Origin of the sequence: Ktedonosporobacter rubrisoli, from assembly GCF_004208415.1 — a bacterium.
Classification (GTDB): domain Bacteria; phylum Chloroflexota; class Ktedonobacteria; order Ktedonobacterales; family Ktedonobacteraceae; genus Ktedonosporobacter; species Ktedonosporobacter rubrisoli.
Genome location: NZ_CP035758.1, coordinates 5,328,404 through 5,343,548, shown reverse-complemented (window position 1 = coordinate 5,343,548; position 15,145 = coordinate 5,328,404). Strand labels below are relative to the sequence as shown.

14 protein-coding genes are annotated in these 15,145 nt (G+C 52.6%); 6 read left to right on the top strand and 8 right to left on the bottom strand.

Features of this window, described 5'->3' with window-relative positions; genetic code table 11:
- Positions 1-229: 229 nt before the first annotated feature.
- Together EPA93_RS23340 and EPA93_RS23335 are read left to right on the top strand one after the other, a co-directional pair.
- Complete coding sequence (locus EPA93_RS23340) at positions 230-1,300, top strand: ABC transporter substrate-binding protein (protein WP_129889812.1); 1,071 nt, start codon at positions 230-232, stop codon at positions 1,298-1,300.
- Positions 1,301-1,452: 152 nt separating this feature from the next.
- The gene (locus EPA93_RS23335) at positions 1,453-2,541 is read left to right on the top strand and encodes an ABC transporter permease (protein WP_129889811.1); all 1,089 of its coding nucleotides are present in this window, start codon (positions 1,453-1,455) and stop codon (positions 2,539-2,541) included.
- A gap of 62 nt (positions 2,542-2,603) precedes the next feature.
- Here the strand turns inward: EPA93_RS23335 and EPA93_RS23330 are convergent, their stop codons facing one another.
- Positions 2,604-3,659, bottom strand: coding sequence for an aldose 1-epimerase (locus EPA93_RS23330; RefSeq protein ID WP_129889810.1), 1,056 nt, complete (start codon positions 3,657-3,659; stop codon positions 2,604-2,606).
- Between the two features lie 420 nt (positions 3,660-4,079).
- Between EPA93_RS23330 and EPA93_RS23325 the strand changes: the two genes are divergently transcribed.
- Both EPA93_RS23325 and EPA93_RS23320 read left to right on the top strand, forming a co-directional pair.
- Positions 4,080-5,147, top strand: a complete 1,068-nt coding sequence (locus tag EPA93_RS23325) for a saccharopine dehydrogenase family protein (protein WP_129889809.1) — start codon at positions 4,080-4,082, stop codon at positions 5,145-5,147.
- Complete coding sequence (locus tag EPA93_RS23320; protein WP_129889808.1) at positions 5,144-5,539, top strand: nuclear transport factor 2 family protein; 396 nt, start codon at positions 5,144-5,146, stop codon at positions 5,537-5,539. The genes EPA93_RS23325 and EPA93_RS23320 overlap by 4 nt, the downstream gene beginning before the upstream one ends.
- A gap of 107 nt (positions 5,540-5,646) precedes the next feature.
- On the opposite strand, the gene EPA93_RS23315 is transcribed toward EPA93_RS23320, so the two are convergent.
- The 5 genes from EPA93_RS23315 to EPA93_RS23295 all read right to left on the bottom strand — a co-directional run bounded on the left by EPA93_RS23315 (position 5,647) and on the right by EPA93_RS23295 (position 11,031).
- Positions 5,647-6,495 (bottom strand): NAD-dependent epimerase/dehydratase family protein, encoded by an 849-nt coding sequence (locus tag EPA93_RS23315; RefSeq protein WP_129889807.1) that lies wholly within the window; start codon positions 6,493-6,495, stop codon positions 5,647-5,649.
- Positions 6,496-6,505: 10 nt separating this feature from the next.
- Positions 6,506-7,765 (bottom strand): adenosylhomocysteinase, encoded by a 1,260-nt coding sequence (locus EPA93_RS23310; protein WP_129889806.1) that lies wholly within the window; start codon positions 7,763-7,765, stop codon positions 6,506-6,508.
- A gap of 46 nt (positions 7,766-7,811) precedes the next feature.
- Positions 7,812-8,558, bottom strand: coding sequence for a TrmB family transcriptional regulator (locus EPA93_RS23305; protein ID WP_129889805.1), 747 nt, complete (start codon positions 8,556-8,558; stop codon positions 7,812-7,814).
- Positions 8,559-8,721: 163 nt separating this feature from the next.
- Positions 8,722-10,122 (bottom strand): hypothetical protein, encoded by a 1,401-nt coding sequence (locus tag EPA93_RS23300; RefSeq protein WP_129889804.1) that lies wholly within the window; start codon positions 10,120-10,122, stop codon positions 8,722-8,724.
- A gap of 372 nt (positions 10,123-10,494) precedes the next feature.
- On the bottom strand, positions 10,495-11,031 hold the full coding sequence (locus EPA93_RS23295; protein ID WP_129889803.1) for a DoxX family protein: 537 nt from the start codon (positions 11,029-11,031) through the stop codon (positions 10,495-10,497).
- A gap of 169 nt (positions 11,032-11,200) precedes the next feature.
- On the opposite strand from EPA93_RS23295, the gene EPA93_RS23290 reads away from it, so the two are divergent.
- On the top strand, positions 11,201-11,551 hold the full coding sequence (locus EPA93_RS23290; RefSeq protein ID WP_129889802.1) for a winged helix-turn-helix transcriptional regulator: 351 nt from the start codon (positions 11,201-11,203) through the stop codon (positions 11,549-11,551).
- Between the two features lie 187 nt (positions 11,552-11,738).
- Here EPA93_RS23290 and EPA93_RS23285 read toward each other — a convergent pair whose 3' ends face one another.
- Together EPA93_RS23285 and EPA93_RS23280 are read right to left on the bottom strand one after the other, a co-directional pair.
- Complete coding sequence (locus EPA93_RS23285) at positions 11,739-12,728, bottom strand: universal stress protein (protein ID WP_129889801.1); 990 nt, start codon at positions 12,726-12,728, stop codon at positions 11,739-11,741.
- A gap of 322 nt (positions 12,729-13,050) precedes the next feature.
- Complete coding sequence (locus EPA93_RS23280) at positions 13,051-13,953, bottom strand: 2-hydroxy-3-oxopropionate reductase (protein WP_129889800.1); 903 nt, start codon at positions 13,951-13,953, stop codon at positions 13,051-13,053.
- Positions 13,954-14,454: 501 nt separating this feature from the next.
- Here EPA93_RS23280 and uraD point away from each other — a divergent pair.
- Entirely contained in the window at positions 14,455-14,994 is a 540-nt protein-coding gene (uraD, locus tag EPA93_RS23275; RefSeq protein WP_129889799.1) for a 2-oxo-4-hydroxy-4-carboxy-5-ureidoimidazoline decarboxylase, read from the top strand.
- The last annotated feature ends 151 nt before the right edge of the window (positions 14,995-15,145 follow it).

Here is a 15,145-nt window from a genome sequence, read left to right as displayed (position 1 = left end):
TGCTGTAATTTAATTCGGCCTATGATTCTGTTAAAACGTAGGACCCGATTTATCTTTGATATTGATCTAAAGCACTATTAATCGGATGTCGCCAGGCCTAAGGCCGGAGTTAGGAAGAGATCCCGGGCACAAGATGGAGTGACTTGTATGCCAGAGCAAAGGGGACTGTGACGGATCGGCTTGATAGCGTCATGCCGGTATTTTCAGCATATTTAAAGGAGTAATAGTGATGAGTAGATTTATTTTTGATCTGGAGGGAACTACAAGCTGCAGAAAAGTGCTGAAGCGCCGAGAATTTTTGCTGGGAGCAGCCGCTTTGGCAGGCGGAATAACCCTCGCAGCATGTAGCAATGCTCCGAGCGCGTCAGGCGCTAATTCCTCGAACCCGTCTGCCAACAAGAATTATAAGATTGCCCTGATCGTGGGAATGAAGGGCGTTCCTTTCTATACGATGATTCAGAAAGGGGCGCAGGACGAGGCCAAAACGCATGGCGTAACCCTCCTCATCGATGGGCCGGCCAATTACAGTTCAGCTTTACAGGTGCCCATTGTCGATGCCTTTATTGCTAAAGGGGTTGATGCGATTATCATAGCTCCTTGCGATAACCAATCCTTGATTGCACCCTTGCAGAAGGCCAATGACAAAGGCATCAAGATCATTACTGTGGATTCGTTTATTGGCGATGGCGATTATGAGCATGGCCCAGTAAAATTTCCCGTGGCCTATATTGGTTCTGATAATACACAAGGAGGCAGGATAGCCGGTCAGGCCCTGATCAAAGCGATTGGGGGCAAAGGGAAAGTCTATTTGCAGAGCCTGCAGCCGGGCGCCAGCACGACGGACCAGCGTGAGCAAGGTTTTAAGGCAGCGATCAATGAGACAAACGGGGCGGTAACGCTGGCTGGCACGAATTATGATGGTGGCGATATTTCCAAGGCAACTCAGCAGACTGCAGCCTTTTTGCAGAGTAATCCCGATGTTGTTGGAATCTTCGGCGCCAATGCGTATAGCTCGGAAGGTGCGGCGGCGGCTGTAAAGAATGCGGGTAAGAGTGGGATCATCAAGGTTGCCCACTTTGATTCATCGGAGCAGGCGATTGTGGATTTGCGCAAAGGTCTGGTTGACCTGGTTATCGGACAGTTGCCGCGCACTATGGGGCAAATAGGCGTGCAATATGCCGTCAAGGTTCTCAATGGCGATGCCTCTGGTTTACAGAAACATGTAGCTACAAACTATGTGGTTATCGATCGTAGCAATGTTGATACACCAGAGGCTCAGGCGGCTGTCTATACCAATTGATGTATTTGCGGCTAAAGCCATGTTCCAATAAGGACTCCAGGTAGGGGCTAAGCTGCCCGGAACCCGGCCAGGACAAGGGAAGGCAAGGTTATAACGCTTACTCATAAATTAGCAGGCCGGCTAGTGCCTGCACAGCCCGGAAAGAGAGCTCGATGTACGGATCAAACACGGCCCTGCGTAAGCGCGCCAGACGTGTAGTCATACGTGCCTCGCTTGAGCACGTGAGCAAAGCCTGGTCATGGTTATTTTTATTGCTCCTGTTGCTCGGCTTCTCGCTGGCAAATCCGCGTTTTCTTGATTTTGTCAACCTACAAAATATCGTTACCAATATGGCATTTGTGCTTTTGTTGGCTCTGGGCCAGACCTTTGTGATTATTACTGGTGGCCTGGATCTATCTACGGGCTATGTGATGGGTCTGGCTTCGGTAGTTGCGGCAACTGTGGTGATGCTGATTGGCGCCAGCGTGCCGTTGTTCCTGACCGTTTTAGCCGCCTTGCTCTGTGGCCTACTGCTCGGGCAGCTTCCTGGCCTGATCAATGGCTTGATTATTGCGCGCCTCTCTGTCCCGCCTTTTATTGTTACCCTTGGCATGTATGGTATTGCCTGTGGGGTCGGTTTTCTGCTTGAGCATGAGCAGCCGGTGACTGTGACGCTGGAAGGCGTGAATACGCTTGGCAATGGCTATCTCTTCTATATTATTTCGGGGATGGGGATACAGTTCTGGCAAGTACCAGTGAAGCTGGCCAAAGCCCATGTGCTTCAGCCCCTTGGCGTTTTGCCCTTTCAGCTTCTCGTAAGTATTGTGCTGATCATAGCCTGTTACTGGCTGCTCGCACAGACGCGCTTTGGTCGGCATACCTATGCAATCGGCGGAAATGCTGAGGCGGCTCTGCGCGCTGGTATCGCTGTTGCACGTCATAAAATCTTGATCTATATGCTCTCGGCAGGCCTGGCCTCGCTTGCTGGTGTGCTCTATGTCTTTCGCTACACGAGCGGCACTGCTGATGGGGGCAATCCCTTACTTATCGATTCTATTGCGGCTGTCGTGATTGGGGGTGCGTCTCTTTTTGGGGGCGAAGGAACGATTATGGGGACGGTGATAGGGACGCTGATCATAGCCGTGCTGCAAAATGGACTTGTCATCCTGGGAATCAATGCTTACTGGCAGTTTATCGCGACAGGTCTGGTGATTATTCTAGCTGTGCTGGTAGATCAGCTCAAAGGGCGCTTTGCCGCGTGATCCATCGGGGCCCGGTAGAGCCAGACTGGCAGGCCTGGCTCTGGGCAACTGCAAAGAATAGCTTACTTTCCGAAGCGTATTGTGTAGCGTAGCGTCCCGCTGTAGGCTTTGCCGGCCGGTACTTCGAGCAGATGGGCGGCCTTCTGCAGCTCTGGCCCTTGATTGTGCAAATTAATGGCGTCGGTTGAGCAGGTTTGATGCTCAAGGCAGAAGTAGGGTTGCCCTTGAGGGGTATAGATTACGGCGTGGGTGAAGTCTTCGGTTGCCGTAATATACAGTTGGAGGTCGTTTTTCCTATAGTCAATTATGGCGGGCTCGTGGGGATGCAGCGAGGTATAGACGTGATCGAGTTGTAAGTTGCCTATAGCGGTAGGCTGGCGTAGATCATACATCGCATACATGATTTTATCTACGGGGAAGATCCTGCCTGTCGGCAATAGCTCGTCGTCAGCTTCCATGACTTGATCGGCGGGAACGCTCACCAGAGTATCATCTTTGCCTGAAAGCAAGGAAAAATAGGGGTGTAAGGCAAAGCCGAAAGGTAGGGTTCTTGCGCCGCGATTATAAACTGTATAGGTTGTGCTGAGGCCGTGCTGGTCTAGGCTATAGGTCAGGGTGAGCTTGCTATCAAAAGGATAGGCGGCATACCATGGGCTCTCTTCATTGATCTCTATGAAGGTCGTGACATGGACGCCGTTCGGTTCGACGATAGGCTGCATGTACTGCCAGGGTCTATCGAAGACCAGGCCATGAATGAGCACTGCATTGCCCTGCTGCCTTTTGATGTCTGCCAGCGAATAGTTCTGTCCCTGATAGGTGTAGCGTTTATCCCTGATCCTGTTTGGCAGGGGCCAGAGCACAAAGTTGCCGGTAAAGTCCTTGCGTTTGAGTAATTCGTGCTCGCAGTAGATGAGGTCATGCGATCCCACGCGGAAACTGAACATATTGCTCCCCAGGTCAGGCGCAATGGCTACCGTGAGATTGCGGGCAGGATTCGCCGGGTCATGGTAAGAGAGCTCGATAACTGTTGTATGAAGCTCTGGATCTTGCCGAATATCGGCTGCATAGCGCTTTGTGGAGGGTGCAGAGGCCGAGCCCTTATCGGGTTCAAATGTCATTTAATTGGTTCCCTTCATGTTGGATTAGCAAGAGCTGCAAAAATACGCGCAGGTTGCTGTAAGATTATTATAGCCATACGACTTTGACAAGGGCTACAAGAGATTTGCTGGCGCTCTATGCTTGATCATAAGTCGCGGTTGTAGCTATGAGCCAGATTATCCACTATCTCCTCTCACCACTTGATAATTTCCCTCATCTTGACGAGTTGCCTTTTTGTACTCTATAATAAAACCGACCAGTTGGTATTATTTGGGTGGAGGATGGATAGCCATGTGGCTAAGGTTTTCGGTCCGGACTTTCGGCCGAGAGCTGTCCTGTAAGAACAAGAAAAGTTTCTGAACGCTTGATGACGCTCATCAAAAGAGCCGAGATGCGCTTTGGATAGTCGATGAACTTTATGATTTGAAAGAGAGAACTACATGAAATCTTTGGCGAGGATCGCGGTATATGGAGCGGCAGGCTATACCGGTCGACAAGTGGCCGAGGAACTCTTGCGCCGCGGCTATACTCCTGTTCTGGCCGGGCGCAATGAACGGGCTCTGCGGGCGGTAGCTCATGCGCTCGGTGGAGAGATTGAGGTATGTGAGGTACAGATCGATCAGCCGCAAGCGCTGGGCAAACTTCTGGTGGGATGCCAGGTGCTTATTAATTGTGCCGGACCATTTGGGGTTACGGCCGAGCCCCTTGCGGCGGCAGCCATTAAGGCTGGCGTTCATTATCTCGATATCGCGGCAACTGAGCAGCGAACGATCCAGACGTTACTCGAAGGCTTCGATGCGCCAGCGCGCAGTGCCGGCGTAGCGGTTGTGCCGGCCATGGGTTTTTTTGGGACCCTTGGAGATATGCTTGCTCATCTTGTGGGCACGGCGCTTGCTCCCCTCGATAAGCTTACAGTTGCCTATGCTATTGAGGGTTGGGTATTTACTGCTGGCTCGCGGCAGACCCAGCAGCGCCTGCAGGGAGAACATTTTGTCTACAAGCATGGCCGCGTTGTGCAGGGTAGCGGAGAGAGGAGCTTCTCTACATTTTCCTTTCCGGCCCCTATCGGCCCGCTCAAAGTCATGGAAGGTTATCCATTGGGCGAGATCCTGACGATTCCAAGGCATCTGCAGACCCAACAAATTGAAGCCTTGATGGCAGTTGCGACGCTTCAGGAAATTAACAAGCCTGAATTGCCTCAGTCAGAGGCCGTGGCCGCAGATCTTCGCTCTCGCTCCAGCTTTACTATTGCTGTCCAGGCAGCCGCCGGGAGCCAGGAATGCTTCGGCGTTGCGCGCGGCGTAGATATCTATGGTATCACTGCTCCGATTATCGTTGAGGCGGTACAGCGCCTGCTTGCGCCAGGGGCTGGACGCGTGGGCGCTCTCGCTCCAAGCGAAGCATTTGAGTCAGCCTTATTTCTCGATACGCTACAGCCCTGGGACTTCTCTTACAACATTTCCCCTTGTCAGGACACGGCCCCTGTTGAAAGTGAAGGTAGATTATGAATAGCGAGAATAGTTCACGCTTGCAGCGGTTAGCCATGCGTTATGGTGAGGCCTGGAATAACCATGATCTTGCCGCGATTATGAGCATGCATGCTGAGAACACTACATATCATTTGCACGGGTTTGGCGAGCCGTACCGAGGCTGGCAGGCCGTGCGCGATAGCTTTGCCGAACAACTGGCTTCCTATCAGGCGCTGACTTTTGAGATTCGCAGCCTGCATTGTGGCGAGGCTCATGCTGTCTTCGAATCGCTGATTACGGGAACTACCGTTGCCGGCTCGTTTGTCTCCTTTGAGGCGATCGACCTGTTGACCATCCATAATGATCTTATTCTCACAAAGGATTCCTATGTTGTTCTGCGCCGCCAAGCGACCGGTAAGGCTACAGAATGACTGGCTCGTGGATGAGGGAAGGTGGGACGAAATGGAAGCGGCAAGATGGTAGGCCGCGCTATTAAGCCTGCCTTCTTGCCGTCCTCAGTTTATTAGGGAATGGAAGGCTAGAGATAGCCTTGCTGCTGTAAATGCTCGTGAAAGTTATAGCGTGGCTGGTAGCCTAAGAGGCGCTCGGCCTTCTCTATCACATAGACCCGATCAATGCTCTGGGGAAGGGACCAGTCCAGCCGGGCAAAGGTGGCTTCTATATCGGGTACTCTATGGCGGAGAACTTCAGGTGCATTCCGCAAAAGCAATGGCGTATCGCTTTTCTGGAAGGGTGAGCGCGCGGCGATATTGAAGATATCGCTGCTAAGGTCTGGTTTTGTCAGGGCCAGTACATGGGCTGTGGCTGCATCGTGAAGATCCACGCCACGGTAGAGGCGATGAATGGCCTGGGTACGTGGCTCTTCGGGAAAGAAGCGCGAGATGCGCAAGCAGGTCACAGGTATATGCAGGCGCGCGGCCAACTGCAAACAGAGCTTTTCCGCAGTGATTTTTGTAGAATCGTAGATATCGCGCGGCCTGAGCTGAAGCTTCTCAGTAACCCAGACTGCCTCATTAGGATGAGCCAGGGCATGCCCATAGAGTGAGGTAGTACTTGTATAGATGAAGCGCTGTATCCCGGAGGCCGCCGCAGCCTCTATCAGGTTGTGGGTTCCCGTTACATTGATAGCTATAAACTCTGCTGGCGAATGCGTGGCCAGCTGGGGCTGATGTAGCGAGGCTGTATGGATAATCGCATCGACCTGCTTCACAATCTGAGCGATGGCCCGCTTGTCTTGCACGCTGCGGACATAGTGGGTCCATGGGCCTGCTACGAGATCGAGTCCAATCGGCTCATGCTGGCCGGCCAGGCGAGCCGCAATTGCGGCTCCCAGGCGACCTGAGCTACCTGTAATAAGTACGCGCATAAGTTTTTCCCTAACTGGCAGCGACGGTACCTAATTGCCAGGCGTGCTGATAGGCAAGCTGGCTCTCATTTAAGGTATCGAGCTTGATGCCCAGGGCTTGTAGTTTGAGCTGAGCTACGCGCTCATCGATATCCGGTGGAACATCATAGACGGCGGGTGGTAGCTGTAGATCAGGCTGGAGCAGATAGCGTGTACTGAGGGCCTGATCGGCAAAGCTCAGATCCATGACTGCGGCCGGGCTGGCTTCAGCGGCGACCTGGCCCACAAGCCTACCTTCGGCCAGCAGGTAGAGCGTACGACCATTAGACAGACGAAACTCGCTGAGATGGTCGCGAATCTCTGTAGTGCTGGTAGCAAGCTTGCGCAGTGCTGCCACATCGACCTCGATATCGAAATGGCCTGAATTGCCAAGAATGGCTCCATCCTTCATCTGGCGCAAGTGTTGCTCGCTGATCACTCCTGACATCCCTGTGGCCGTAATAAAGATGTCACCCAGCGGCGCGGCCTCGGTCATGGACAAGACCTGGAAGCCTTCCATAACTGCTTCTAAAGCTCTGGTGGCGTTAATCTCGCACACGATAACGCGTGCTCCCATACCGCGAGCGCGCAGGGCGATACCTCGGCCGCACCAGCCGTAGCCTGCGACCACAAAGGTGGCTCCGGCAAGAAATATGTTAGTGGCTCTTAGAATACCGTCAATGGTGTTCTGGCCGGTTCCATAACGATTGTCAAAGAAGCGCTTGGTGGGTGTGTCGTTGACGGCGATAACCGGAAATCTGAGCAGTTTCTGCTCGGCCAGGGCTCTGGCACGTGTGACGCCCGAGGTAGTTTCTTCGATGCCAGCAACTACACTGCTTCCCTGTGAGCGATTATGGACTTCGACGATCAGGTCTGCCCCGTCATCCATGACGAGATGAGGGTCAAGCGCGAGCGTCTGCTCAATATGCTGTTGATAGGTAGTCAGGTCCTCACTATAACAGGCATAGACTGCGATGCCGCTTTCGGCAAGGGCCGCACATACGTCGTCCTGCGTGGAAAGCGGATTAGAGGCGCAGAGGGCGACCTCGGCTCCGCCGGCATGTAGGGCTGAAAGAAGCGCGGCTGTCTCCGTGGTGATGTGTAGGGAAGCGGCGATGCGTCGCCCTTGAAATGGCTGCTCGCGCGCAAATTCGTCCTTAATTTGATTCAAGACTGGCATGTGGCGCGCGGCCCAGGCAATACGCTGGCGCCCGCGCTCGGCAAGTGTGATATCGCGAATATCGTATGACATGCTTAAACATTGTCCTTTCATTGAACTGATGCGTCTCGCGCAAGGCTCAGGCGACGCGATCAGCTTTGCTTATATCCCAGAGGTGACGCTGCTTGCGCGTTTCCCAGGCGACCCAATCGCTATCAGCTGCCTGGTTGTTCTGGCGAAGCGCGCGCTGACCATACTCGTTGAGGGCCGCAACAAGAGCCGTGTTGGTGCTAACAATGGCCTGAACTGGCTCTTCGGGGCCGATGCTTCCAAGCAAGGCCTCATGATTGTCGCGTAAGAGAAGTATGCCTTCAGCTTTGAGAAAGCGCTGATCGGCGCTTGAGAATTGGCGGATAAGACATCTGCGGCTGTCGGCCTCCCTGAGCAGCTCGGCCAGCTCTGTTGAGACGCTGGCTGGCAGCGTGAGGAGAAGGGTGGATTGGGCCGCTTTGATCATTGCCTGGAGGCGACTAAGAATGTTCTGCTCGCCACGGATGACCCAGAACTCGTTCATAGTGTTTGGACGAGGAAGCGCTGCCAGTGAGATTGTGAGGGCATTGAGGGTAGCTTCAATCTCGCCACGCACTTTGGCCAGGAATTGTTGAGGGTCCTGAGCGCTGTAGCGCGGAGGCTCCCCGGGCTGGAGAAGTGCCAGGCCCTTCTCTACCAGGCGTTCGAGGATTTCATAGCTGCGCGAAAGTGGGACTTGCGATAATTTGCCTACCTCATAGCCGGTGAGCGCGCCGTGCATAAGCAAGGTATAGTAGGCCTCGGCCTCGTATTTATTCAGTCCGGTTTGTTGGAGCAATTCAACTGTACTCATCATAGGCTTCCTCCCTAGTAACCACTATAGTGGTTACTAGTATATCCTATGGACAGATTGAATGCAAGGCCTTGCTTTTAAGCAAAGAGCTGAAAGTTTGGGACGTATTATCCACACTTATTTTTGCCCAAACCTTCAGCCAAATTATTCTGAAAAGGTGCAGGGACTATGCCATTCCTACCAATTGCAGAAAGCCGTTAAAATTAGCTTTGACCCGAATATTCGTGCTGCTCGCGATGGGGATAGCAGGGCCACCGGAAAGGCTACCAACTATGATGGCCTGCTGTTCGCCTTTAGCCGAATCCGTTTGTAGCACGGCGTAGGATAGATAGTTGCTGGCGATTTGCGGTGACAATTCCCTGTAATCGAGATCCCGGCATTTCTCGTCTTTTGCACTCGTGAGGCGCATGAGACCACTGCCATCGGTATTGATTTTCCATAAGCCGTTCTGGCTCAGATCACCGGTATTGTTCTCAACATACAAAAGCAATATATGGGCGCTGGCTGGATGCAGAGCCAGGATGGCAAGACTCTGGCTGGAATAGATGACATGCGTAGAGCCGCCAGCGCTCCCCGTGGCCGTGAGGGTCTCTGGACCTTGCACCGCTGGTCCTCGGCAGACCAGAGGGTTAGTTCCTACCTGGGCGAATGAGCTGGTGAATAGTTGCGAGCCATCAGGGCTCGTGGCGATTGCGCCGTAGACAAAATTGCCCCAGGTAGGAAAAGAGGCAATGGGAGTGAGACCGGCAAGCTTCTGCTGGCTCCCTTTGTTGGTATCCAGGAGAAAGAAGTTAGCGCGGTCTTTACTGGTTGTTTGCTCAACAATGAGGCGATGATCGTCCAACCAGAGGTAAGGAAAATACTGACCTGAGAGAAGCGTTTGCGCTTTTCCGCTCGTCAGGTTCAGTTCTTCAAGGGTAGAAATCGTGGCTGGCTGCTGCTGATCGTACTGCTCTTTCGTCAGAACTATTCGCTCGCCAGCTGATAGCCAATGGACAGACGTTATGGCACTCGTTTCTGAAAAGCAAGCCAGAGTCTGCACCTGCGTTCCATCCGTGCGAAGCAGTTGCAAGCGGGTGATGTCATGCCTATCCGCATTGCTGTACGCGAAGAGGAGCCAATGCTTATCTGGCGAGAGCTCGAACTGAGGCCAGGTGCCAAGGGTGATGCCGGGAAAGGAGAGGAGGGTAGTGGTTTTGTGCGTTGTCAGATCATAACGCATCAGGCCCGTTAGATGAAATCCTGATTGCACACCTCCCCATTCGGTAAGGTAAAAGACGGCCGGCTGCGCCGGGCCTGTGTCAGTGGGTAGATTTACGGTGCGAGTGGTGCCAGCCGGCGGACAATCGGCGGGAAAGGCGCTTGCTGATGAGGAAGTAGGAACTGTTGTGGGGTTTGTCCTGGGAGAAGCCGGGCTGGTAACAAGGGATGTTTGTCCGCTTTGCGGGGCTGAAGGAGCAGATTGCGGGCTGGAGCAGCTGCTCAGCAGGGCAAAACAAGCATAGGTGAACAGCAAAAAGATGTTGGATATCTTTCTGCAAGTCATAAAGGCTTCAAATTTTCTCATATGTCTGTATATCTCCATTTCTAAGGCTTTGCAAGCAGTTCTGCCTTAAGTTTTGTCCATATTCATTTTGCACTCTACCTGATCATTCACATCATGGCTACACATATTACTCATCAAATCCTCATCGATTCCTTAATTCTTGCCTGATATTGACCTTATAAAAAGCATTAAATGGAGATATGGGTGTAATGAAGCATGCTAAATTGAAAAAATGAGTTGCAATAATGGAGAAAAGATGGGGTGGGGTAAGGTAGTTAACATAAAAAATCCAGTAAATCTCTTGATGGACATGTCGTTAAGGATGGCTTGTCCGCCAGGAGATTTATTGGAGCTCGATCGTTTTCGTTGGCTCTTTTAAGGCCGCAAATCAATCTAGGAAGCGTGCGAACTAGCTTCAGTCGCCTTTACTGGCGCGGGGCGACTGCTGATTACTCCAATACCAGCAACGATAACCGCCAGAGCTGCCAGAACCAGGAAGAGCGGCAGCGTGTTGAGCGCCGTGAGGCCAAAGAGGGCGTCGAGAGAGTAGCTGCCGGGTCCCATGATGCCAAAGGCCAGGGCTACAGCCAGGTGCAGCAAAGCATATTCATATCCGTGCTTCTGACTCCAGAAGCCAGCTTTCCAATGGGTCTTGAAAATCGCTATCGTCATAGCTCCTATAATACCCGCCGCTCCTAGAGGCGTCAGGAAGCCCAGGGCCAGCGAGAGGCCGCCGCCCAGTTCTCCCACAACGGCAAGACCTGTCCACAATGCTGCAGGTTTGAAGCCCTGCTTCTGGAGACCCTCTTTCATGCCGCTAAAACCAGGGCCGCCCGCCCAGGGAATCAACTTTTGCAGGCCATGAGCAGCTATCGTCAGGCCCGCAACCAGGCGCAGGAGAAGTAGACCTGAGCTGAGTGCAAGTGTCATGAATAATGTTCCTTTCTAAACTAATATCAAATATGGCGCGAAAAAGAATGACTACAGATTTTTTCGTTTCTCTTTTCTTCTTACTTTCCTTTAGAAACTAAAGGTAACATGTAAAGCTGATGTTGTCAAGTTAGTTGTTGTTCAAAAAAAATTGTGCTATACTAGGAATATGGAAATATTCGATGAGGAGTTACCAGCAGAAATATCTCAGGCCTGTGCGACCTCTCCCTTGAGATCAGCTATCTGCTTTATTGGCGATATGTGGATATTGCTGATTGTGATGCATCTTCTGCATGGTCCTATGCGTTTTAATGCGCTAAGAGAGTCTATGGGGCATATTAGCTCAAAGACGCTCTCTCAGCGGCTCAAGATGCTTGAGGAGAAGGGGTTTGTGCAGCGCGAGGCGTTTCTGGAGATTCCGCCGCGTGTTGAGTATCGCCTCACTTCAACGGGGCAGGAACTTGGCGATGTGATCAAGGCCATTGATCAGTTTGCCGAGAAGAATTTTTCCGCTAAGTAAAATAGCTCCGGTTCTCTGATGAGAGATTTCCCCTTGATGATACAGATACCAGAAGAAAGGCCGGCCCTCCTTTTGTGATGCAGGGTTAGAACTTATGGCAACAAGCAAATAAGCTGACGTCAGCAGCCTTGAGCGGCTAGCGTCAGTCACTTTATATTGGCCGCGAAAAAAGCTCACCTGGAAGCTGCTAACGCTCTTGCCGATTGCTGCGCATGTCGGGAGGGCGCACGATTAAGAGCGGCAGGCGGGTGGATTGTAAGACCCGATCGGCAATGCTGCCTACCGCACCGTGTTGCCAGCCACCATAGCCGTGGGTCGCCATGGCTATGGCGTCGTAACTATGTGGCACATTATCATCTTCCGAACGCGCGCCAGCTTCGGCCTCTTGAATGATGGCGCCCGCAATATCGTTATTAAGGGCTACCGACCAGGATAGGGCTTGTCGAGCTGCATTGGCCGTACCGTCGCTTTGCTGGACTGTTTCGGCTGCAGTTTTGAGGTACTGCTCAGCCTTATCGATAATTTGTTGCTGCTCGGCCTGTGTATTGCCTTGCTCGGCTGCAAGCGGCTTAACCACACGCAACAGATGAAGCGCTCCTTGCTCGGGCTGAGATAGGGCAGTCACGAGACTGGCGGCCGGTTCGATGGCGGCTTTGGACCTGGCAGAGCCATCCAGGGGAACCAGAACGCTAAAGCGGCGACCCGGCGTGTTCAGCTGAGGCCCGTCCTTGCGCAGAACGAGGACCGGCGTCTCTGAGTGCCGCACAATTTTTGTGGCCACGCTACCCATGATCCAGCGCGTTACGCCTGTGTAGCCGTGGCTGCAAAGGACAATAATATCTATATTTTGGCTTTGTGCTGTCGCGAGAATAGTTGGAGCCGGTGAGCCAAGAGGAGTTATAATCTCGGTTGGAATATCTTTTAGGCTTGGCGAAGCCGCTATGTCTGCCAGATATTGGCTGGCTCCCGTCCTGGCTGCCTCAACGACTTGTTGGTCGTTTTGCATTGGCATCGTGGCTGGCAAGTATTCGCCAGGTGCCGTCCACACTTCTGGTTGAACGCCGACTACCTGAACCAGGCAGATAGAGCCTCCGTCGCGGGCTAGCATGGCAGCTGTGGGAAGCGCACTTTCTGCTAGCTTCGAGCTATCTAACGGAACAAGAATACGTTTGAACATTGCCTACAGCTCCTTTCTACTGGCCGGGACTCGGCCATTGGAGACGCTCTTCGCTACATGTTCGGCTGAACTGGGAAGCCGTCAGCTTACGTGGTGAAGCATAATCGCGCTTCACAGGGCTGATGGATGCATCTCTATCTCTCTCACGATTAATTGCCAGTTGTGGATGAAGGTACTGTCTTGCTTATGCCTGGAAGAGAGACATAGATCTGCTCAGCTTTGGACTAAAAAGCCTGCTCTGGCCAGATAGCATGAGCTATTGTAGACAGGCAGGCGCATTGTGTATTCTTATCACGTTTTCTTTGAGCCAGGTGCCAACTGGCTACTCTTGCGTATCTTCGCCGATCTTATGATTGGCCAGATCTTCCAGATAGGTAAGCAAGGCCGAATGGTCAAGATTGCCACGCCCGTGGACAACGAGCGAGGAAAACATCTGATCGACCAGGGCCGTGACGGGAAGCGAGACATCATAGGCATGGCCAGCCGAGAGGGCGATGTCTAGATCTTTGCGATGCAGGTTGATGCGAAAGCCGGGCTCAAAGTTGTGGGATAGCATGTTGGGCCCGCGCATCTCCATGACCCGATTGCCAGCCAAACCGCCGCCGAGTACCTGCAGGATTTTGGCAGGATCTACGCCGGCTTTAGAGCCCAGTACCAGAGCCTCGCCAACAGCCTCGATTGTGAGCGCTACGACAATCTGATTGCAGGCCTTGACGATCTGCCCGGCTCCGTGCCCGCCCACATGTACAATAGTCTTGCCCAATTTCTGAAATATGGGCTGGCAGCGCTGAAAAACTGCCTCATTGCCCCCAACCATGATCGAGAGTGTGCCGGCAATAGCTCCCTTGTCGCCGCCGCTAACTGGCGCATCAAGCATCTCAACTCCGGCGGCGTCCAACTGCTCGGCCAGGCGCTGGGTAACGATGGGCGAGATTGTGCTCATGTCGATGACGGTTAAGCCTTTATGCGCTCCTTCGAGAACACCTTGAGGACCAGCCAGGACTTCTTCTACCTGTGGCGAGTTGGGAAGCATGGTAATCACAATGTCGCTCTTGGCCGCGACATCGCCGGGACGTTGGGCCGAGCGCGCTCCCTGAGCCACAAATTCATCGGTCACTTCCTGATGACGGTTAAGGACGATGAGCGAATAGCCTGCTTTAAGCAGATTATGGGCCATTGGCTTGCCCATGATGCCCAGGCCAATAAAGCCGATAGTTTCTGGCATAATGTACTCCATTCCGGTATAAGAAATTATATTTTCCTTCTTCTGGAATTTGCCTTAGATTTGTTAGCCTGTCAAGCCGGGATTCCACATCTGGCAGTATTTCACCCGTGGCATGAGCTTGCCCAGCCAATGTGGCATGGTAAGGAAGAGCTGTTCCCGCCTGCTTTTTTTATTGTATCCCCATTTGTAGCTTAAGCTGAAGTACACTAAGGTTTTTGGGAAAGTTTTGCCTAATAATGCCCGAAGCGAGCAGGCGATAAATCTCTTTTGGCTGTGTCGGGATAGCAAAATAGCCTTAGAGCTGAAAAAGATAAGCCAGCTTGCTGCTTGAAAAACTTGACATTTGCTGGAATGAGTAGTTATACTCCATTTTAACGGAATTTTGTTTCCGCCATATAGAAAGTTACCAGTAGAAGCCTCTTATAATGCGCCGGGAACCAGAGCGAGCAGAGTGCAGGCCTGCTTGAGATCAGGGACTGGCCAGCTTAGCGAGGAGCCGTTATGAATGCACGACAAATCACTCTACACGAGATGAATGAGCTTGACCAGGAACGCTTTGTTGCCGCCTTGAGCCCACTGTTTGAAGGCTCGCCCTGGATCGTAACTCAGGCCTGGAGTGAACGCCCCTTTACTAGCCGTGAGCAGCTCTACCAGGTACTTTGCAAGATTATGTATGAAGCTCCCACTGAGCAGCAAGTAGAGCTGTTGCGCTCCCATCCTGATCTCGTAGGACGGGCCGCCCTGGCTGGTACCTTGACTCCTGAATCCACCGGTGAGCAGGCGGCTGCCGGTTTAAATCGGCTCTCGCCAGAGGAGATCGCTACTTTTAATCGTTTGAACCTGGCATATCGCAATCGCTTTGCTTTCCCTTTCGTAATCTGCGCCCGCGAGAACAAAAAAGAGAGCATTCTTGCCGGTTTTACCACGCGCCTCAAGCATACGCGTGAGCAAGAGATCTCTATTGCTCTTGGCGAGGTTGCCAAAATTTGTTATCTCCGCTTGCTGGACCTGCTTCCTTCCGCTGATAGCAGCTCTCTATAGGCGTGGGAAGTAGCGAGCGCCCAGATTTGGGAACATACTTCTTTCCTTCATGCATAGATCTTGCGGCCTTGCTTGCGTCCGGCAAGCCGTAGGGAAGCTCAAGAAACTTGTGGTGACTCTATCTTTCAAAGACGTTAAGAAGGCAGCTTCG

Coding starts and splice junctions, on each gene's coding strand:
- EPA93_RS23340 (WP_129889812.1), top strand. CDS start 230: ATGAGTAGATTTATTTTTGATCTGGAGGGAACTACAAGCTGCAGAAAA.
- EPA93_RS23335 (WP_129889811.1), top strand. CDS start 1,453: ATGTACGGATCAAACACGGCCCTGCGTAAGCGCGCCAGACGTGTAGTC.
- EPA93_RS23330 (WP_129889810.1), bottom strand. CDS start 3,659: ATGACATTTGAACCCGATAAGGGCTCGGCCTCTGCACCCTCCACAAAG.
- EPA93_RS23325 (WP_129889809.1), top strand. CDS start 4,080: ATGAAATCTTTGGCGAGGATCGCGGTATATGGAGCGGCAGGCTATACC.
- EPA93_RS23320 (WP_129889808.1), top strand. CDS start 5,144: ATGAATAGCGAGAATAGTTCACGCTTGCAGCGGTTAGCCATGCGTTAT.
- EPA93_RS23315 (WP_129889807.1), bottom strand. CDS start 6,495: ATGCGCGTACTTATTACAGGTAGCTCAGGTCGCCTGGGAGCCGCAATT.
- EPA93_RS23310 (WP_129889806.1), bottom strand. CDS start 7,765: ATGTCATACGATATTCGCGATATCACACTTGCCGAGCGCGGGCGCCAG.
- EPA93_RS23305 (WP_129889805.1), bottom strand. CDS start 8,558: ATGATGAGTACAGTTGAATTGCTCCAACAAACCGGACTGAATAAATAC.
- EPA93_RS23300 (WP_129889804.1), bottom strand. CDS start 10,122: ATGAGAAAATTTGAAGCCTTTATGACTTGCAGAAAGATATCCAACATC.
- EPA93_RS23295 (WP_129889803.1), bottom strand. CDS start 11,031: ATGACACTTGCACTCAGCTCAGGTCTACTTCTCCTGCGCCTGGTTGCG.
- EPA93_RS23290 (WP_129889802.1), top strand. CDS start 11,201: ATGGAAATATTCGATGAGGAGTTACCAGCAGAAATATCTCAGGCCTGT.
- EPA93_RS23285 (WP_129889801.1), bottom strand. CDS start 12,728: ATGTTCAAACGTATTCTTGTTCCGTTAGATAGCTCGAAGCTAGCAGAA.
- EPA93_RS23280 (WP_129889800.1), bottom strand. CDS start 13,953: ATGCCAGAAACTATCGGCTTTATTGGCCTGGGCATCATGGGCAAGCCA.
- uraD (WP_129889799.1), top strand. CDS start 14,455: ATGAATGCACGACAAATCACTCTACACGAGATGAATGAGCTTGACCAG.